Source organism: Neisseria meningitidis, assembly GCF_022869645.1.
Taxonomy (GTDB): Bacteria; Pseudomonadota; Gammaproteobacteria; order Burkholderiales; family Neisseriaceae; genus Neisseria; species Neisseria meningitidis.
In genome coordinates this window covers 1,843,170-1,861,937 of the sequence record NZ_CP064367.1, presented here as the reverse complement: position 1 = coordinate 1,861,937, position 18,768 = coordinate 1,843,170, and the positions used below count along the sequence as shown (strand labels likewise).

The 18,768-nt window shown below is 50.8% G+C and carries 16 protein-coding genes and 1 pseudogene; 6 read left to right on the top strand and 11 right to left on the bottom strand.

The window, feature by feature from the left end; genetic code table 11:
- From IUJ45_RS09385 to IUJ45_RS09365, 5 genes are all read right to left on the bottom strand, one after another.
- Window positions 1-300 (bottom strand): hypothetical protein, encoded by a 300-nt coding sequence (locus tag IUJ45_RS09385; protein ID WP_002212706.1) that lies wholly within the window; start codon window positions 298-300, stop codon window positions 1-3.
- Window positions 290-532 carry a hypothetical protein gene (locus tag IUJ45_RS09380; protein ID WP_002212705.1) on the bottom strand — a complete coding sequence of 81 codons (243 nt, stop codon included), beginning with the start codon at window positions 530-532 and terminating at the stop codon, window positions 290-292. The genes IUJ45_RS09385 and IUJ45_RS09380 overlap by 11 nt, the downstream gene beginning before the upstream one ends.
- Before the next feature lie 75 nt (window positions 533-607).
- Window positions 608-1,522 carry an AAA family ATPase gene (locus IUJ45_RS09375; protein WP_002212704.1) on the bottom strand — a complete coding sequence of 305 codons (915 nt, stop codon included), beginning with the start codon at window positions 1,520-1,522 and terminating at the stop codon, window positions 608-610.
- Window positions 1,523-1,563: 41 nt separating this feature from the next.
- On the bottom strand, window positions 1,564-3,609 hold the full coding sequence (locus tag IUJ45_RS09370; protein ID WP_002237254.1) for a Mu transposase C-terminal domain-containing protein: 2,046 nt from the start codon (window positions 3,607-3,609) through the stop codon (window positions 1,564-1,566).
- A gap of 77 nt (window positions 3,610-3,686) precedes the next feature.
- Entirely contained in the window at window positions 3,687-3,950 is a 264-nt protein-coding gene (locus IUJ45_RS09365; protein WP_002212702.1) for a helix-turn-helix domain-containing protein, read from the bottom strand.
- A 216-nt stretch (window positions 3,951-4,166) separates the two neighbouring features.
- Between IUJ45_RS09365 and IUJ45_RS09360 the strand changes: the two genes are divergently transcribed.
- On the top strand, window positions 4,167-4,871 hold the full coding sequence (locus IUJ45_RS09360; protein WP_002212701.1) for a LexA family transcriptional regulator: 705 nt from the start codon (window positions 4,167-4,169) through the stop codon (window positions 4,869-4,871).
- Between the two features lie 263 nt (window positions 4,872-5,134).
- Here the strand turns inward: IUJ45_RS09360 and IUJ45_RS09355 are convergent, their stop codons facing one another.
- Window positions 5,135-7,390, bottom strand: coding sequence for a nitric-oxide reductase large subunit (locus IUJ45_RS09355; protein WP_002246338.1), 2,256 nt, complete (start codon window positions 7,388-7,390; stop codon window positions 5,135-5,137).
- Window positions 7,391-7,771: 381 nt separating this feature from the next.
- Here IUJ45_RS09355 and nirK point away from each other — a divergent pair, with 381 nt between their 5' ends.
- The 3 genes from nirK (at window position 7,772) to IUJ45_RS09340 (ending at window position 12,462) form a co-directional block, all read left to right on the top strand.
- A complete protein-coding gene (nirK, locus tag IUJ45_RS09350; protein WP_002246339.1) occupies window positions 7,772-8,944 on the top strand; it encodes a copper-containing nitrite reductase in 1,173 nt (390 codons plus the stop codon).
- Between the two features lie 179 nt (window positions 8,945-9,123).
- Window positions 9,124-9,879, top strand: coding sequence for a formylglycine-generating enzyme family protein (locus IUJ45_RS09345; protein ID WP_002246340.1), 756 nt, complete (start codon window positions 9,124-9,126; stop codon window positions 9,877-9,879).
- 1,761 nt (window positions 9,880-11,640) lie between these two features.
- Entirely contained in the window at window positions 11,641-12,462 is an 822-nt protein-coding gene (locus IUJ45_RS09340; protein WP_082308692.1) for an opacity family porin, read from the top strand.
- Here IUJ45_RS09340 and IUJ45_RS09335 read toward each other — a convergent pair.
- The 5 genes and pseudogenes from IUJ45_RS09335 to serC all read right to left on the bottom strand — a co-directional run bounded on the left by IUJ45_RS09335 (window position 12,436) and on the right by serC (window position 16,439).
- A complete protein-coding gene (locus IUJ45_RS09335; protein ID WP_002237258.1) occupies window positions 12,436-12,645 on the bottom strand; it encodes a hypothetical protein in 210 nt (69 codons plus the stop codon). The genes IUJ45_RS09340 and IUJ45_RS09335 overlap by 27 nt on opposite strands.
- A gap of 17 nt (window positions 12,646-12,662) precedes the next feature.
- The gene (locus IUJ45_RS09330) at window positions 12,663-13,220 is read right to left on the bottom strand and encodes a nitroreductase family protein (RefSeq protein WP_002212693.1); all 558 of its coding nucleotides are present in this window, start codon (window positions 13,218-13,220) and stop codon (window positions 12,663-12,665) included.
- A 75-nt stretch (window positions 13,221-13,295) separates the two neighbouring features.
- Window positions 13,296-14,930 carry a phosphoethanolamine transferase gene (locus IUJ45_RS09325; RefSeq protein WP_014573874.1) on the bottom strand — a complete coding sequence of 545 codons (1,635 nt, stop codon included), beginning with the start codon at window positions 14,928-14,930 and terminating at the stop codon, window positions 13,296-13,298.
- A 69-nt stretch (window positions 14,931-14,999) separates the two neighbouring features.
- Window positions 15,000-15,333, bottom strand: a pseudogene (locus IUJ45_RS09320) (hypothetical protein).
- Complete coding sequence (gene serC / locus IUJ45_RS09315; protein ID WP_002247032.1) at window positions 15,333-16,439, bottom strand: phosphoserine transaminase; 1,107 nt, start codon at window positions 16,437-16,439, stop codon at window positions 15,333-15,335. Before serC ends, IUJ45_RS09320 begins: the two are co-directional and overlap by 1 nt.
- A gap of 364 nt (window positions 16,440-16,803) precedes the next feature.
- Between serC and rimP the strand changes: the two genes are divergently transcribed.
- Both rimP and nusA read left to right on the top strand, forming a co-directional pair.
- Complete coding sequence (gene rimP / locus IUJ45_RS09310) at window positions 16,804-17,235, top strand: ribosome maturation factor RimP (protein ID WP_002218939.1); 432 nt, start codon at window positions 16,804-16,806, stop codon at window positions 17,233-17,235.
- A gap of 27 nt (window positions 17,236-17,262) precedes the next feature.
- On the top strand, window positions 17,263-18,765 hold the full coding sequence (nusA, locus tag IUJ45_RS09305; RefSeq protein ID WP_002225001.1) for a transcription termination factor NusA: 1,503 nt from the start codon (window positions 17,263-17,265) through the stop codon (window positions 18,763-18,765).
- The last annotated feature ends 3 nt before the right edge of the window (window positions 18,766-18,768 follow it).

The window sequence follows — 18,768 nt, the reverse complement described above, 5'->3', positions numbered from 1 at the left end:
TTAAAGTCCTTTTAATGGTCTTCTATAATCCGTTTTTGTAACGGTCCAGTATTTGTTTTTCATAAATTCAGGTTCTTCAGGAAATTCCATATGCGTTTTCCCTCCATTTATGCTGATGCCTTTAGAGATAATCTTTCTTTCCGCCATACTGTCTCGGACTGCCTTCAGTTCCTTTGCTCTGGCGTTTAAACACTCGTAACATACAGGCCTATACCCGCCCGCATACGCATCGTCTTTTTTGAAACGGAACAACGGCCTCTCTTCTCCGCATTTTTTGCAGATTTTCGTCTCAGTTTTCATAAACCACCCCTTTCATCCGCTCTTTATCGCTCATCCGTTCATAGGCTTTTTCTGCCTGCAATACCGCAAAGTCAGCCGCATTCTGTTTTTCCCGCATCAGCCGCTGCTGACTGGTCTCGTTCTGATACAGGCTCCACGCCGGCACCGGCTCGGTGCAGCGGTTCGCACACGCCGTTACCGCAATCACAATCGCCGGTATGGCGAGCAGATGCCGCATTTTCAAATTTTCCATTTTTAGTTTTCCTTTAATTTCAATAACTTAACAAAATAACAAGGTAAAAAAATTATTGCCTTATCTGTCAAAGGTTTAGTGGATTAAATAGGTTTCCGCGTGTTCGATTACATCATCATCCAAATCAACATCAGGGTTAACCTGCAACAAATAGTCCACAATCAGCAGCAGCTTCGACAGTTTCCGCGCATTGCCTTTGGCCGTTTTCACCACCTTCTGCAATACCGCCTCATCGTTCGTCTTCAACACTGCCGCCGCAATCTGTTTTAAATCCGTTTCCGGCAGCATCTCGCCCAATTCCATCTTGACCGATACCCTTGAAAACAACTGCTTGAATTCACTGTTCGGCCCCTTCAGATTCAGCAGCAGCTTTGGCATACCCACCAACGCCACCGCCACGCCCGATTTATCATGTATCCGCCGCAGGCTCTCCAGTGCGCGTGTCGGTAACTGTTCCGCCTCGTCAATCAGCAAAATACGGTGTGCATCACGCGGGCTGCGGCTCTTCTTATCACGCTTCAGGCAGTTGATAATCCGCTCCGTCAGCTCATGGATATTGCCTCTCTCGCTTAAATCCAGTGCATGGCAGATTTCCTGCAACAACACCTTTGCCGTATAGCCTGTATCCGGCTCAATCAACAAAGCCAGCGGGTTAGTGGCCGCATATTGTTTCAATACCGTGGTTTTACCCAAGCCCGCACCGCCATACACAATACCGAGCTGCCCCAGCCATGCCGCCAAACCCAGCCAACCTTTCATCTTCTTGGCCGTGCCCGTTTCAACATAGGGAATATCCAGCTTTTTCAATTCCGCCCGGTCGCCTTCCTGTTCAAGAAACAGCGCGGCTTTCTTATCCATCCCCGCAATATCGCCGTCGTATTTGCCGTTCAAATAGCCCGACAATGCACTTCTCGATACGCCCATGCGGTCGGCCGCCTTGTTTTGGCTCATGCCGCTGGTTTCCAGAAATTGTCTTAATTTCTCAATCATTTTTCGTTTTCCTTAAAAAGTGTCAAAGATGTGCCGTTTTACTAACCGGCGTCTTCCCATAAAAAATCGCGTAACTTCTTCTTGCCCCTGCCGCTTTCAGACGGCCTGTTTTCCACCTCTACCAACCCGCCGCTTTCCGTTTCCAGCTTCAAAAATTCGCCGAAATCAGGCTGCTGCTCGATAATCGGCGCGGCCGATTGGCGTTGTGCCTCGATTAAATCCATCTTGTCTTGCAGACGTTTGGCCTGGCCTTTGCGGCGGCGTTCGGCCAGTTGTTCCATCCGCGTTTCCGCAAATGCCGCCCGTTTGTTGCCGTTGAATACCGCTTTGCAAATCACCTTGCCCTGCATATCCTTCACAATCACATGGTCGGCATCGTGGATGTCGTAAGCCACCCGTACCTTCTGACCGCTGTAATCCAGCAATTCTTGGTGGAAGTAAGTATTATTGTGCAGAGACACCGCTCCGCGGTCGGGGATGCGTTCTTCCTCCGGACGGTACATAAAATCCAACTCCAGCGGGCTTAATACATCCGTTTTCACCCTCATGCCGTCCGTTTCCATCCGGTATTCGTAATATTTCATCGGCGTAAAATGCCGTCCCGCTTCCGGATTTTTCGGCAGGCTGCGGTGCTCGTGTTCAAAGTTGTATCGGCGTACCGCTTCTTCCAAATCCGCTATAAACTGCGCCCAAGTCGGTGCCGCCGACAGCGCCGCTTCCTGCGCCTTGCTCAGTTCCTTGCCCTTTTTCTGCACCTTCTGCGCACTCGCCAGCGCATTCGATACCTTTCTCAATGTTTCGGCATCCGCATCCTTGCCCTGATAAGTCGCATACTGCTTGGCCAAAGGAATCGTAATGGTCTGCCACAGCCGTTCAATCTTGCCGCGCCCCTGCGGATTGCCCGGAATGCCCGTAAAATGCTCGATACCGATACGCGGCAAAATACCCGTCGTTTCCTTATCCAGCATATCGCCCGTTTCACCCGAGCCGTTATCCGAGTAATAACCCAAAGGTGGCGGGAAATGCGTCATCCCGTGGCGCAAAGCATCCGCCACCGCTACCGCCGTTTCCGACAGCGCCACACTCCAACCCACGACCGCACCGCTGCAACCGTCCACAATCATTGTCACTTCCGGCGTAAACAGATAGCCCATCGGATGCCGGATTTTTGCTTTAAAGCTGTGGCCGTCGCCCACCCAGACATCGTTCGGTTTCAACGCCGTCCAATCTCTATCAATGTAAGGCAGCAAAGCCTTATAAGCCGACCCCGTGCGCCTGCCGCGCTCCTTCATATGTTCCGGCAACCGTTTCATCACTGTTTGAATCTGGTCATAGCTCGGCATCTGCTCGATTTTTCCCTGTTCCAGATACCATTGCGCCAGTTTCTTCGCCGCCGCCATCATCGTCGGCTTGTTCGGCCGCTGATAAAACATCAAGAAGTAAGGCAGCCAGTCAATCGCCAGCAGCGGCGTCTTTTCCCGTGTTTTCACCGGCGCAAGTGCCAAGAGGCGGCTCATACTGTCCGATGCCGCACGGTAAGCCCGCACCCATCGGTATAAAGTCGGTTCGCTTAAACTGCGTTCGCCGTTGTTCCGCGCATTCGCCAACGGAATCAGCTTGGCCACATCCTCCGGCAACCTGCCTGCTGCCGCTTCAGCTGCCACAAACGCCACCGCCTTCTTAATCGGCATACCCGCCAATTCATGCAGCGGCAATACATAGGCGACAATCGCACAACGCGCGTGGGCCGTTTCCGTCTGCCTGTCGTCCAACCGCGCCAAACCTTCCTCGCACGGTATCAAACCCAACTGCCGCATCTTTTTATTTTGCCGAAGCGGTTTTTTTACTTCTGCCGGCAACATCGGCACCTTGGCCAACAATGTTGCCGCCTGTTTTTCCTGTATGGCCGCCTGAATCTCCGAAGGGAGGGCGGAAACCAAATATTTCTTAAGCTTGCCGCCTCGAGCCTGTCCTACAACCTCTTCAAACGGCCAATTATTCTTTTTGGCGTGGTACTCGATGCCTTGTCTACTGTTCGGCAGCTTTGGAAGTTGCAAGCCCGCCAACTCAACCGCTGAAATCAACATTTTGCTATTTCTTTCTTTTTGTGTTTTACTTAAATGCGTATAACCTTTAGCATTTAAGGAACTAAATCGAAAACCACTTATCCATTAACTACTCTTTTGGGGAAAACAGGTTTTAAATTCCGATCTGCATACCGTTCGGGCCAAATCTCTTCCGGTTCCACTCCGATTGCAGCGGCAATAATCCTTTCTCCCTTAAGATAAGGGGCGGCCAGTGCGCTTCTAAGCGTATTCGGCGACAACCCCGCTTCTATTGAAAGTGCTCGAAGCGACCAGCCTTTCTTTTTCAAAGCAGCAACAATATCCGCGCGGTGCCAGTTTTTCGGCGTTGCGTTTTTTTGCATAATTGACTTATTCCATTCAGTAATGTGATTTACTTCGTTAATTGATTAAGTGAGTGAATAATACTAAGCAAAAAAGGTTATTGCAACTCTTTTGCTTAGAAATATAACGCAAAAAAGCAAAATATTAGCCATCTATTTGATTATTTGACGAATTAATTTTAAGCAAAAGAAGTGTATTTTTTGCTTAAATGCGAAATTCTAAGCAAAAGGACAATCATGGACTTTTTAGAGCGTTTGAAATCTTTGTGGCCGGACAATGCCAAACCCGCCGACTTCTACAATAAGATTGATATGTCTGCCTCCGGTTTTAGCCGTGTCTGGAAAGACGGTGCCATTCCAACAGCAGACTATCTGATTAAAATTCAAGAAGTAACCGGTTGCGATTTAAACTGGCTTCTTACCGGCCAAGGCTCGCCATACATGAATAAAGGCCAAGCGGTCGAAGTCCGTACCCATACCGACGGTACGGCTACCGATACCCTCGGCAACCCCATCAACTTAGACGAGTTCGTCTTTATCCCGCGTTACGACGTCTACGCCGCCGCAGGGCACGGCTATCCCGCAGAAGACGACAAGCCCTTATTCTGCATGGCATTCAGGCGTTATTGGATAGAAAACTACGTTACCCGCCAGCTTGACAAACTGTCCGTCATCGCCGTAAAGGGCGATTCGATGGAGGGCGTACTCAACCACGGCGACAACATCCTAGTGAATCACGCCGAAACCACCCCGCGCGACGGCCTGTACGTTATCCGCATCGATAATCACCTGTTTGTCAAACAAATCCAAAAACTACCCGGCAAGCTGCTCGTCAAATCAGCCAATCCGGTTTATGAGCCTTTCGAAATAGATTTAACCGACGACAACCAAAATGTAGCCATCATCGGACGCGTAGAATGGTATGGCCGTACCGTCAACTAAAAAAACGGCGTTTGGATATTCCAAACGCCGTTCAATTCAAATAAAACCAAAATCAACCCAAAACCTCATCAAAACCGTGCAAAAAAGGTATCAAAGTTATATCACTTTCTACCTACTTTGCACCTAAAGGTGTCAAAGCCGCTTTTTCCTAAATTTCCGTTCAAATTTTTGTTTCCTTTAAAATTTTCGCCTTCTTTTGCTTTCTTTCTAAAGGTGTCAAAATAATACCTACCCCATAAGTTGCTCATTTCATACCGCAAAACTTATTTGTCGCGGCCGAATACGATTTTAGTAGCTTGGATGGCAACGCAGATTGCACCGCCGATAAAGACCAAGTCAGCTGCCGTACGTACCCAACGCAAGGTATCGAGGATTTCCATTTGCAGGAACTCTTCGCTGCGGGCATACCACAGACCGTGCGTGATGGAGGCGTATGCCTGAATCACGCCAACCGGCAACAGGCTGATGGCAATCATACCGACCAAGCCGCCGTTGAGCAGCCAGAAGCCCCAAGTCATCAGTTTGTCGTCAAACTGCGCGTTCGGTTTCAAATAACGGGCAACCAGCAATACGAAGCCCAATGCCAAGAAACCGTACACACCGAACAAGGCGGCGTGCGCATGAACAGCAGAAGTATTCAAACCTTGGATATAGAACAGGGAAATCGGCGGGTTAATCAGGAAACCGAATACACCGGCACCGATCATATTCCAAAAGGCGACTGCCACGAAGCACATCAGCGGCCAACGCAGGCGTTTCGCCCAGTCGGACAGGTGTTGGTAAGACCAATGCTCGTATGCTTCACGGCCCAGCAACACCAGCGGCACGACTTCCAAAGCGGAGAAGCAGGCGCCGATTGCCATAGAGGCGGAGGTAGAGCCGGAGAAGTACAGGTGGTGCAGCGTACCCGGAACGCCGCCCAACATAAAGATGGCGGCAGCGGCCAGAGTAGAGGCAGTGGCGGTACTGCGGCGGACAAAGCCCATATTGTAGAAGACAAAGGCAAAGGCGGCAGTGGCAAATACTTCAAAGAAGCCTTCCACCCACAGGTGAACCACCCACCAACGCCAGTATTCCATTACGGCAATCGGGGATTTTTCGCCATAGAACAGACCCGGTGCGTAGAATACGCCCACACCGACCATAGAAGCGACAAAGATTGCCAGCAGGTTTTTGTCCACGCCTTTTTCTTTGAAGGCGGAAACCGTGCAGCGCAACATCAGGAACAGCCACAACAACAGGCCGACCATCAGCAGGAGTTGCCAGAAACGGCCCAAATCGAGGTATTCGTAACCTTGGTGTCCGAACCAGAAATTCAATTCGGGGGGAAGGATGTGCGTCAACGCGAAGAAGTTGCCCGCGTAAGAACCGCCGACCACGATGAAGAGGGCGATATAGAGGAAGTTCACGCCTGCACGTTGGAACTTGGGATCTTTGCCGCCGTTGACAATCGGCGCGAGGAACAAACCCGCCGTCAAAAAGCCGGTTGCAATCCAGAAGATGGCGGATTGGATGTGCCAAGTACGGGTCAGGGCATAGGGGAACCAGTCGGACATTTCAAAGCCCAACGCCTCATCGATGCCGTAGAAACCCTGACCTTCGACGGTGTAGTGCGCGGTCAGGCCGCCCAGCAATACTTGTACCACAAACAGAGCGACCGTCAGGAAGACGTATTTGCCCAATGCTTTTTGCGAAGGGGTCAGTTGGATTTTGGAAATCGGGTCTTCAGACGGCACTTCCACTTCCTCGTGTTTGGTCAGGAAGGAATAACCCCACATCAACAAACCGATGCCCATCAAGAGCAGTACGACACTGGTAAACGACCACATGTAGTTTTCAGTAGTCGGTACATTGTTAATCAAAGGCTCGTGCGGCCAGTTGTTGGTGTAGGTAAAGACCTCGCCGGGACGGTTGGTCGAAGCAGACCAAGAAGTCCAGAAGAAGAAGTCGAACAGTTTTTCACGCGCTTCCTGACTTGGCAATGTGTTGTTTTTCATTGCAAAGTGTTCGCGGGTGGTTTGCAGCGCGGGATCGTCGCCGTAAACACCGTGGTAATAAGGCAGGATGCTTTCGATGGCTTTCGCGCGCGTATCACTGATGACTACGGAACCGTCTTCCTTCACACGGCTTTGGTTGCGGTATTCGTCAGCCAGTCGGGTTTTCAGAACGGCTTGTTCTTCAGGGGAAACTTCATCGAATTTTTTGCCGTAAGTCTGTTGCGCGGTCAAATCCAACCAAGCGGACAACTCACGATGTAGCCAGTCGGCCGTCCAGTCCGGAGCCTGATATGCGCCGTGACCCAGAATCGAACCGACTTCCATACCGCCGGTACTCTGCCACGCAGACTGACCTGCCAAAATATCGTCTTTCGTCATCAGCACTTTGCCTGATGCGGAAACGACCTGTTCGGGGTAAGGCGGGGCTTTCTTATAAACCTCGCTGCCCATATAGCCAAGAATGGTAAAGCATACCGCCAGAACGGCAAACAGCAAGTACCACAGCTTCTTGTACTGTCCCATTTTGAGAGCTCCTTTTAATAAAGCAGTTGTTTAAAATTCACAGAATATGAATGTTAAAGATTGTAGCACGGTTTACCGCGCAAATAAACATTTGTTCAAACAAACTCACATATAAAACAAATACATATATGATAATAACTATCATTATTCTTTACTCGGAAATTGCCCTGCCTTTGCCTGCTCTGCCGAAGCCCCTAGCAAATCAGCCTATTCATTGTAATTTTTAGTAGTTATAAAGTATTAGAAGTGTCATTTTAAGTTCATATTTATTGAATTACTTGACCTAAATCAAAATATACATAGGTAAGCAACCGCATAATCACACCAGTTCTTAACCAATCCTTTCAGGACAATTTACTTTTCTTACAAAAGGAAAACATCATGAAACGCCAAGCCTTAGCTGCAATTATCGCTTCTATGTTTGCTTTAGCCGCCTGCGGTGGCGAACAAGCTGCTCAAGCCCCTGCCGAAACCCCTGCCGCTTCCGCTGAAGCTGCAAGCTCCGCTACGCAAGCTGCCGCCGAAACTCCGGCAGGCGAACTGCCCGTTATCGATGCGGTTACCACCCACGCTCCTGAAGTACCTCCCGCAATCGACCGCGACTACCCTGCCAAAGTACGCGTGAAAATGGAAACCGTCGAAAAAACCATGAAAATGGACGACGGTGTGGAATACCGCTACTGGACATTTGACGGCGACGTTCCGGGTCGCATGATCCGCGTACGCGAAGGCGATACGGTTGAAGTGGAATTTTCCAACAATCCTTCTTCTACCGTTCCGCACAACGTCGACTTCCACGCCGCAACCGGTCAGGGCGGCGGTGCAGCCGCGACCTTTACCGCCCCGGGCCGCACTTCCACATTCAGCTTCAAAGCCCTGCAACCGGGTCTGTACATCTACCACTGCGCCGTCGCGCCGGTCGGTATGCACATCGCCAACGGTATGTACGGCCTGATTTTGGTCGAGCCTAAAGAAGGCCTGCCGAAAGTGGATAAAGAGTTCTACATCGTCCAAGGCGACTTCTACACCAAAGGCAAAAAAGGCGCGCAAGGTCTGCAACCGTTCGATATGGACAAAGCCGTTGCCGAACAGCCTGAATACGTCGTATTCAACGGTCACGTAGGTGCTATCGCCGGCGACAACGCCCTGAAAGCCAAAGCAGGCGAAACTGTACGTATGTACGTTGGTAACGGCGGTCCGAACTTGGTGTCTTCCTTCCACGTAATCGGTGAAATCTTCGACAAAGTTTATGTTGAAGGCGGCAAACTGATTAACGAAAACGTACAAAGTACCATCGTTCCTGCCGGCGGCTCTGCCATTGTCGAATTCAAAGTCGACATCCCAGGCAGCTACACTTTGGTTGACCACTCTATCTTCCGCGCATTCAACAAAGGCGCACTGGGTCAATTGAAAGTAGAAGGTGCAGAAAACCCTGAAATCATGACTCAAAAATTGAGTGATACCGCTTACGCCGGTAACGGTGCAGCTCCTGCTGCTTCCGCTCCCGCAGCTTCTGCTCCTGCAGCCTCTGCTCCTGCAAAAAGCGATTACTAAATTGAACACCCATTTTTAGGCAAACGAACCACTGCCGCCGTACTTAATTACGCACGGCAGTGGTTTTTTAACAACCAATCTTTCCTTTCGGAAGATTGATTCTTCAGACGGCATTCGCGGCTTTTTGTTTAAAATGCCGTCTGAAAAATCAATTTTAACTGCCTGTCAGGAGGCATGATATGAAGTTTACCCGGTTACTCTTTCTCTGTGCGGCACTCGCCGGCACTCAAGCGGCAGCTGCCGAAATGGTTCAAATCGAAGGCGGCAGCTACCGCCCGCTTTATCTGAAAAAAGATACCGGTCTGATTAAAGTCAAACCGTTCAAACTGGATAAATATCCCGTTACCAATGCCGAGTTTGCCGAATTTGTCAACAGCCACCCCCAATGGCAAAAAGGCAGGATCGGTTCCAAACAGGCAGAACCCGCTTACCTGAAGCATTGGATGAAAAACGGCAGCCGCAGCTATGCGCCGAAGGCGGGCGAATTAAAACAACCGGTAACCAATGTTTCCTGGTTTGCTGCCAACGCCTATTGCGCCGCACAAGGCAAACGCCTACCGACTATTGACGAATGGGAATTTGCTGGACTTGCTTCCGCCACGCAGAAAAACGGCTCAAACGAACCCGGCTACAACCGCACTATTCTCGATTGGTATGCCGACGGCGGACGGAAAGACCTGCACGATGTCGGCAAAGGTCGCCCGAACTACTGGGGCGTTTATGATATGCACGGTCTGATTTGGGAATGGACGGAAGATTTCAACAGCAGCCTGCTTTCTTCCGGCAATGCCAACGCCCAAATGTTTTGCAGCGGCGCATCTGTCGGGTCGAGCGACTCGTCCAACTATGCCGCCTTCCTCCGCTACGGCATCCGCACCAGCCTGCAATCCAAATACGTCTTGCACAACTTGGGCTTCCGTTGCACAAGCCGATAACCCCTTCAATTATAGTGGATTAACAAAAACCAGTACGGCGTTGCCTCGCCTTGCCGTACTGGTTTTTGTTAATCCGCTATATTCCGCCATCTCTAAGATTTACAGCGATACACGGGTGATTTAAGGAATGCCCGAACCGTCATTCCCGCCACTTTCCGTCATTCCCGCAACTTTTCGTCATTCCCGCAACTTTTCGTCATTCCCACGAAAGTGGGAATCTAGAATCTCAAACTTTCAGATAATCTTTGAATATTGCTGTTGTTCTAAAGTCTAGATTCCCGCCTGCGCGGGAATGACGAATCCATCCGCACGGAAACCTGCACCACGTCATTCCCACGAACCTACATCCCGTCATTCCCACAAGGACAGAAAACCAAAATCAGAAACCTAAAATCCCGTCATTCCCACGAAAGTGGGAATCTAGAAATGAAAAGCAACAGGCATTTATCGGAAATAACTGAAACCGAACAGACTAGATTCCCGCCTGCGCGGGAATGACGAATCCATCCGCACGGAAACCTGCACCACGTCATTCCTACGAACCTACATCCCGTCATTCCCACAAAAACAGAAAACCAAAATCAGAAACCTAAAATCCCGTCATTTCCACGAAAGTGGGAATCCAGGACGTAAAATCTCAAGAAACCTTTTTTCCCGATAAGTTTCCGTACCGAACGGATCGGATTCCCGCCTGCGCGGGAATGACGATTCATAAGTTTCCCGAAATTCCAACATAACCGAAACCTGACAATAACCGTAGCAACTGAACCGTCATTCCCGCAAAAGCGGGAATCTAGAATCTCAGACTTTCAGATAATCTTTGAATATTGCTGTTGTTCTAAGGTCTGGATTCCCGCCTGCGCGGGAATGACGATTCATAAGTTTCCCGAAATTCCAACATAACCGAAACCTGACAGTAACCGTAGCAACTGAAACGTCATTCCCACGAAAGTGGGAATCTAGAATCTCAGACTTTCAGATAATCTTTGAATATTGCTGTTGTTCTAAGGTCTGGATTCCCGCCTGCGCGGGAATGACGAATCCATCCGCACGGAAACCTGCACCACGTCATTCCCACGAACCCACATCCCGTCATTCCCGCAAAAGCGGGAATCCAGTCCGTTCAGTTTCGGTCATTTCCGATAAATTCCTGCTGCTTTTCATTTCTAGATTCCCACTTTCGTGGGAATGACGGCGGAAGGGTTTTGGTTTTTTCCGATAAATTCTTGAGGCATTGAAATTCTAGATTCCCGCCTGCGCGGGAATGACGATTCATAAGTTTCCCGAAATTCCAACATAACCGAAACCTGACAGTAACCGTAGCAACTGAACCGTCATTCCTACGGAAGTGGGAATCCAGTCCGTTCGGTTTCGGTCATTTCCGATAAATTCCTGCTGCTTTTCATTTCTAGATTCCCACTTTCGTGGGAATGACGGCGGAAGGGTTTTGGTTTTTTCCGATAAATTCTTGAGGCATTGAAATTCTAGATTCCCGCCTGCGCGGGAATGACGGCTGCAGATGCCCGACGGTCTTTATAGTGGATTAACAAAAATCAGGACAAGGCGGCGAGCCGCAGACAGTACGGATAGTACGGAACCGATTCACTCGGTGCTTCAGCACCTTAGAGAATCGTTCTCTTTTTTGTTCATCCGCTATATTGTGTTGAAACATCGCCACAAACCTGATATAGTCCGCTCCTGCAACATCATTGAAAATCTTTCTTTTTTAATCAGTTAAACCGAATACGGAGCCGAAAATGAATCCAGCCCCAAAAAACCTTCTCTTCTCTTCTCTTCTCTTCTCTTCTCTTCTCTTCTCTTCTCTTCTCTTCTCTTCTCTTCTCTTCCGCAGCGCAGGCGGCAAGTGAAGACAGCGGGCGCAGCCCGTATTATGTGCAGGCGGATTTAGCTTATGCCGCCGAACGCATTACCCACGATTATCCGCAAGCAACCGGTGCAAACAACACAAGCACAGTAAGCGATTATTTCAGAAACATCCGTGCGCATTCCATCCACCCCCGGGTGTCGGTCGGCTATGATTTCGGCGGCTGGAGGATAGCGGCAGATTATGCCAGTTACAGAAAATGGAACAACAATAAATATTCCGTCAACACAAAAGAGGTGGAAAGAAACAATACCAGTGGCAACTGGAAAGAACTGAAGACGGAAAATCAGGAAAACGGTACATTCCACGCCTCTTCTTCTCTCGGCTTATCCGCCATTTACGATTTCAAACTCAACGATAAATTCGATAAATTCAAACCCTATATCGGTGTGCGCGTCGCCTACGGACACGTTAAACATCAGGTTCATTCAGTGAGAAAAGAAACCACGACTGCTTTCCTTAAACCATCGAAAGGTGCTACAGAGCCAGGCAAGATCCCAAGTTTGGTTACCAAACCTGCCTATCACGAAAGCCACAGCACCAGCAGCTTGGGTCTTGGTGTCATCGCCGGTGTCGGTTTCGACATCACGCCCAAGCTGACCTTGGACACCGGATACCGTTACCACAACTGGGGACGCTTGGAAAACACCCGCTTCAAAACCCACGAAGTCTCATTGGGCATGCGCTACCACTTCTGATTCCCCGACACCGATGCCGTCTGAACCTTCAGACGGCATGAGACCTTTGCCTGCGTACTTGGTACGCTGGTCGCCTCCGAACATGGCGCGACACCCGACATTTCCGCCGAACGCATCGGGCGTTTCATGAATCCGGTTTAAAACGCATGGAAAAATGCCGTCTGAAAGCCTTTCAGACGGCATTTCGCTTGAGATTCCGTTTACCAATGGCTGACAAACGCTTCCAAATCGGTATTCTTGGGCTTATGCACTTCCTCTGTCGGCGTGCCGACCATCATCAGCCCGATGATTTTATCCTTATCCGCACATCCGAAAGCCTCACGCAACAGAGGGCTGTTGACCCACATCCCCGTTATCCAGACATTGTCGAAACCTTGCGCCGTTGCCGCCAGTTGCAGCGCATACGCCGCACAACCCGCCGTCAGCATCTGCTCCCATTCCGGTTTCGGCTTAGGCACATCGCGGTTCGGCGCAAACGTTACCCCGATAACCATCGGCGCCATATTGCCCACTTTTTCCGCCTTTTTCATCGCATCGTCGCCGAAATTCAATTCGGCAACCGTTTGCTTTAACACATCGCGAAAACGTTGCAATCCTACCTCGCCTTGAATCACGGTAAAACGGAAGGGGCGCATATTGCCGTGATCGGGAACTTGGGTTGCCGCCTGAAATATTTGTTCCAACTCCGCCGCATCGGGGGCGGGGTGCTTCAGCTTTTTGGAAGATCGGCGGTTCGTCAATAATTTTAAAGCATCCATATCGTTATACTCCGGTCATCGGTCGGGTGTTCGGACACATATGCCGTCCGAAGGCTTCAGACGGCATATCCGGCATCAGCGCGGACGGCGGCAGGCTGCCAATATATCCATTTCCTTCCGATAGGTTTGGCTATTGGAAATGTCCATCAGCCCCAATACCGTGCTGAAATAGTGGTCGTGCGAATATTCGTTTTCCGCCGCTTTTTGTTTGAGGCATTGGAAATCTATGCCCCCGTGTTGGCGGAAGGCTTTGGAAAACCACATAACCATCGGGATATGCGTCTGCCCGGAAGGCGCGATGGCGTAAGGCGCGGCGTGCAGGTACATCCCGTTTTCGCCCAAACTTTCGCCGTGGTCGGAAACATAATGCACCGCGCTTTCCAAATCGTCGCGGTTTTCAAGTTTGCGGATAACCTTGTCGATAAACTGGTCCACATACAAAACCGTATTGTCGTAAGTGTTGACCAGCGTGGCGCGGGTGCATTTGTTGATTTCGTTGGTGTCGCAGGTCGGCGTGAATTTGCGTTCGGCTTCGGTATAGCGTTCGTAATACGTCGGCCCGTGGCTGCCGATGGTATGCAGGATTAAAACCGCGTCTTTATCGTTTTTGTTGAGGACTTCGTCGAACTTAGTCAGCAGGATATTGTCGAGACACTCGCCGTTGCGGCAGTATTCGGGCAGGTTGAGCGAGGTAACGTCGGTATTCGGCACTTTGCCGCACACGCCCTTGCAGCCGGAATCGTTTTCCAACCAGGTAACTTCCACGCCGGCGCGCTGCACGATGTCCAGCAGGTTGTCTTGGTGTTCGGCTTTGATTTCGTCATAATCCGTGCGGTCGAAGGTTGAGAACATACACGGCAGGGAGTGCGCGGTCGATGTGCCGCAGCTTCTGACCTGCGGGAAATTGACAATTTCATCGCCGCGCGCGGCAAGCAGCGGCGTAGTTTGGCGGCTGTAACCGTTCAAACCCCAGTTGGCGGCACGCGTGGTCTCGCCCACGACCAGCACCACGAAACGGCGCAGGCTGCCGGCCGGCCGGTTTTGCACGACCGCCATATCCAATTGCGTATAAGGAATATTGGAACGCTTCCAATCTTTGTATTTCGACACGCCCGCGCCGATGAAATTAGACGGCACAATCAGATGGGTTACTGATTTATTGTTGCGGAAAAACGAGGCGTAATCCTGATATTGCAACATTGCGATGCCCAACGCGCACAAAAAGGAAACGGCGGCAAGCACAAGGCGCGTCAAAAACTCCTTATACCAAACGCGGTATTTAACCTTGACGGCGATATACGCCAGCGCGGGCAATACGCCCAAACATACAATCCACAGCACATAGCCCGGCGTAATCAGGCGCGCGCTTTCGGCAGCCGTAGTTTGCAAGACATTATTCAACATCGACTTGTTGAAATAGATATTGAAAAATATTTCTTGGTAAGACACCGCCGCACTGATAACCAATATCAACGGAATCAATACCTTATGCACGAAAGGCAGGGCAATGACGTGAAAAACGAAATTACTTAAAAAAAACAGCACCACCGGCATCGTATAGAGGAAGATATCCGCCCCGGTGCCGTTAAAAGGATGAAGCTCGACAACTTTGGCAAAAAAGGCGTAATTCAATACCAGCGAGGAATACAGGGAAAGGAAGGCAATCAGCGCGGAAGAGCCGAGCTTCGGCCTCAGGTTCGGTTTTATCATTTGGAATGTGTCGGATAAGGGTTGGAAAAGGCATCCGGCATTTGGAATCCGGATTATTGAAAAAGATTCTTAATTATAAGGCAACGGAGCAAAGCAGGGCAAGAAAACGGCGGCTGTGCGGGGGGTTCCGCCCGCCATTCAAACGTCCGGCAGACATAAAAACATCGTAAGCAAGATTCGAACCGGTCTGCAACCGCCCCTGCCAGAAAAACGGGCAAAGCATTTCATATTGGAAAAACCCGGCCGCGCCGCCGACGGGACAGTCCGGCACAAACAGCATCACGCTCGGATTGAAAAGGACGGATAGCCGCCGGCAGCACAATCTTACCACCTCCAAAACGCCGCCGGAGAACGCCGAAACAGCCGATGCCGTCTGAAGCCGCTTCAGACAACATCGGGACATCAACCGTAACGCCGTTGGAAATCGCGCATAAAATCTGCCAAAGCCCGCACGCCTTCAAGCGGCATCGCATTATAAATGCTGGCACGCATACCGCCGACGGTTTTATAGCCCTTAAGCAGGCACAAGCCCTGCAATTCGGCTTCCAGCACAAAACGGCGGTCAAGCTCCTCATCCCCCGTTTGGAACACGACATTCATTTTAGAACGCGCATTCGGACGGATACGGTTGATATAAAAACCATCGCTGCCGTCTATCGTCTCATACAAGGTTTGCGCCTTCAGCCGATTGACCGCTTCAATTTTTTTCACACCGCCCTGCGCCTGTAGCCAGCGGAACACCAGCCCCGACATATAAATCGCGTAAGTTGACGGCGTGTTGTACATACCGTCGCGGTTCAAATGCGAACGGTAGTTGAACACATCGGGAATATCGTTCGGACAACGCTCGAGCAAATCCTCACGCACAATCACCACCGTAACTCCTGCCGGCCCGATGTTTTTCTGTGCGCCTGCGTAAATCAGTCCGTAGTCGGCAACATCAAACTCGCGCGACAAAATCTCGCTGGACATATCGCACACCAGCGGCGGCATGCCTTCTGAAAGGCACGGCACTTCACGGTATTGCAGCCCGTTGACCGTTTCATTGACGGCAAAATGGACAAACGCCGAATCGGGTGCAACATCCCACGTTTCCACAGGCGGCAGGTCGAGATAGTCGAACTGCTCGCCGCCATGCGCCGCCAAACGGATTTCCGTATCGGTCAAACGGCTCATCTGTTCATAAGCGATACGGCTCCAGTTGCCCGTTACCACCGCGTCGGCAGTGCGGAAACCGTGTGCCAGATTCATGGCTGCCATATTAAATTGGGTTGTTGCTCCGCCCTGCAGAAACAATATCTTATAGTTGTCAGGCACTTTCAAAAGCTGCCTCAAATCCTGTTCCGCATGATGCAGGATGCTCAAAAACATTTCCGAACGGTGGCTCATTGCCATCACAGGAAAACCCGTACCGTTGTAGTCCAACATTTCCTGCCGCGCCGTTTCCAACACGGCTTCGGGCAATACGGCAGGGCCGGCGGAAAAATTGTAAATCGGATAAAGAGACATGATGCAGCCTTGATTCTGAACAATAACCCGCCCGATTTTAGGCTTGCAGCAGGCTTTGTGCAAGGATGGAAAATACCTGTCCTCCGCCCGATTCCATGCCGCCCGAACACGGAAAATAATATCAATATATTGATTTACAAACATAAAAATCATGCACGCGACAAATAGATACATTTGTTTTGTCAACAATATTCACGATTTCCCATTACAAACCTCCCTTACACCCGCTTTTTTCCGTCCCAAAAACACAAAATAAATCAACACTTTCATTTCTCCGCAAAAGCGGTTATAATCACGCCGATTTTTCAACTTTGACGAAAAATGGCCACGGGGCCATTTTTTTATTATGTACATAGGGAGCAGCATGGATATCCAAACCATCCTCGAAAAAACCCTGCCCGGCCTGGGCTACGAACTGGTCGATTTCGAACTGACCGCGCAAGGAACATTGCGCGTGTTCATCGACAAAGAAAGCGGCATTACCGTCGAAGACTGCGCAACCGTCAGCAACCACTTGAGCCGCGTCTTCATGGTTGAAGACATCGACTACAAAAACCTGGAAATTTCCAGCCCCGGACTCGACCGCCCCTTGAAAAAAGCCGCCGACTTCGTGCGCTTTGCCGGTCAGAATGCCAAAATCAAAACCCGCCTGCCGATAGACGGTCAGAAAAACTTTATCGGTAAAATCGAAGGCTGCGAAAACGATACCGTTACCGTATCCTTCGACGGCAAAACCGTACAAATCGAATTGGGCAACATCGACAAAGCCCGTCTGCGCCCCGAATTCAAATTCTAAAACACAACAATATTGGAGATGTTCAAAATGAGTCGTGAAATGTTACAGCTGGCAGAAGCACTGGCAAGCGAAAAAAACGTTGATGCGGAAGTCGTCTTCCAAGCACTGGAATTCGCCCTGTCTACCGCCGCCAAGAAAAAGGCAGACCGCGAACACATGGACGTGCGCGTCCAAATCAACCGCGACACCGGCGAATACCAAACCTTCCGCCGCTGGCTGATTGTCGCCGATGAAGACTATACCTATCCCGATGTCGAAAAAACCATCGAGGAAATCCAAGAGGAAATTCCCGGCACTACCATCCAAATCGGCGAATACTACGAAGAGCAGCTGCCCAACGAAGGCTTCGGCCGCCAAGCCGCGCAAACCGCCAAACAAATCATCCTGCAACGCATCCGCGATGCCGAGCGCGAGCAGAATCTGAACGAGTTTCTCGCCGTCAAAGAAGACATCGTGTCCGGCACGGTCAAACGCGTCGAACGCCACGGCATCATCGTCGAAGTCGTTGCCGGCAAACTGGACGCGCTGATTCCGCGCGACCAAATGATTCCGCGCGAAAACTTCCGCAGCGGCGACCGCATCCGCGCCCTCTTCCTGCGCGTCGAAGAAATCGGCAACACCGGCCGCAAACAAGTCATCCTGAGCCGTACTTCCGGCGATTTCCTCGTCAAACTGTACGCCAATGAAGTACCTGAAATTGCAGACGGCATGCTTGAAATCCGCGCTGTCGCCCGCGACCCGGGCCAGCGTGCCAAAGTCGCCGTCAAAGCCAACGACCAGCGCATCGATCCGCAAGGCACCTGTATCGGCGTTCGCGGTTCGCGTGTCAATGCCGTCAGCAACGAATTGTCCGGCGAGCGCATCGACGTTGTCCTTTGGTCGCCCGAGCCTGCCCAATTCGTCATGAGCGCGCTCTCACCCGCCGAAGTCAGCCGCATCGTCATCGACGAAGACAAACACGCCGTCGATGTCATCGTTGCCGAAGACCAGCTCGCGCTCGCCATCGGACGCGGCGGTCAAAACGTGCGCCTTGCTTCCGACCTGACCGGCTGGCAGCTCAACATCATGACTTCCGCCGAGGCAGACGAACGCAATGCGGCAGAAGATGCCGCCATCCGCCGCCTGTTTATGGATCACTTGAACGTGGACGAAGAAACCGCCGACGTACTGGTTCAGGAAGGTTTTGCAACCTTGGAAGAAGTCGCCTATGTTCCTGCCGCCGAACTGCTTGCCATTGAAGGATTTGACGAAGAAATCGTCGATATGCTCCGCAACCGCGCCCGCGATGCCATCCTGACCATGGCGATTGCCGCCGAAGAAAAACTGGGCGAAGTGTCCGACGATATGCGCAACCTCGAAGGCATAGATGCCGATATGCTCCGCAGCCTTGCCGAAGCAGGCATTACCACCCGCGACGACTTGGCAGAGCTTGCTGTGGACGAACTGATTGAAATCACCGGTGTAAACGAAGAAACCGCAAAAGCCGTCATCCTGACCGCACGCGAACACTGGTTTACCGAAGACAAATAAAGG

Bases quoted from the DNA above. Each gene is read 5' to 3' on its own strand.
- IUJ45_RS09385 (WP_002212706.1), bottom strand. From the start codon at position 300: ATGAAAACTGAGACGAAAATCTGCAAAAAATGCGGAGAAGAGAGGCCG.
- IUJ45_RS09380 (WP_002212705.1), bottom strand. From the start codon at position 532: ATGGAAAATTTGAAAATGCGGCATCTGCTCGCCATACCGGCGATTGTG.
- IUJ45_RS09375 (WP_002212704.1), bottom strand. From the start codon at position 1,522: ATGATTGAGAAATTAAGACAATTTCTGGAAACCAGCGGCATGAGCCAA.
- IUJ45_RS09370 (WP_002237254.1), bottom strand. From the start codon at position 3,609: ATGTTGATTTCAGCGGTTGAGTTGGCGGGCTTGCAACTTCCAAAGCTG.
- IUJ45_RS09365 (WP_002212702.1), bottom strand. From the start codon at position 3,950: ATGCAAAAAAACGCAACGCCGAAAAACTGGCACCGCGCGGATATTGTT.
- IUJ45_RS09360 (WP_002212701.1), top strand. From the start codon at position 4,167: ATGGACTTTTTAGAGCGTTTGAAATCTTTGTGGCCGGACAATGCCAAA.
- IUJ45_RS09355 (WP_002246338.1), bottom strand. From the start codon at position 7,390: ATGGGACAGTACAAGAAGCTGTGGTACTTGCTGTTTGCCGTTCTGGCG.
- nirK (WP_002246339.1), top strand. From the start codon at position 7,772: ATGAAACGCCAAGCCTTAGCTGCAATTATCGCTTCTATGTTTGCTTTA.
- IUJ45_RS09345 (WP_002246340.1), top strand. From the start codon at position 9,124: ATGAAGTTTACCCGGTTACTCTTTCTCTGTGCGGCACTCGCCGGCACT.
- IUJ45_RS09335 (WP_002237258.1), bottom strand. From the start codon at position 12,645: ATGCCGTCTGAAAGGCTTTCAGACGGCATTTTTCCATGCGTTTTAAAC.
- IUJ45_RS09330 (WP_002212693.1), bottom strand. From the start codon at position 13,220: ATGGATGCTTTAAAATTATTGACGAACCGCCGATCTTCCAAAAAGCTG.
- IUJ45_RS09325 (WP_014573874.1), bottom strand. From the start codon at position 14,930: ATGATAAAACCGAACCTGAGGCCGAAGCTCGGCTCTTCCGCGCTGATT.
- serC (WP_002247032.1), bottom strand. From the start codon at position 16,439: ATGTCTCTTTATCCGATTTACAATTTTTCCGCCGGCCCTGCCGTATTG.
- rimP (WP_002218939.1), top strand. From the start codon at position 16,804: ATGGATATCCAAACCATCCTCGAAAAAACCCTGCCCGGCCTGGGCTAC.
- nusA (WP_002225001.1), top strand. From the start codon at position 17,263: ATGAGTCGTGAAATGTTACAGCTGGCAGAAGCACTGGCAAGCGAAAAA.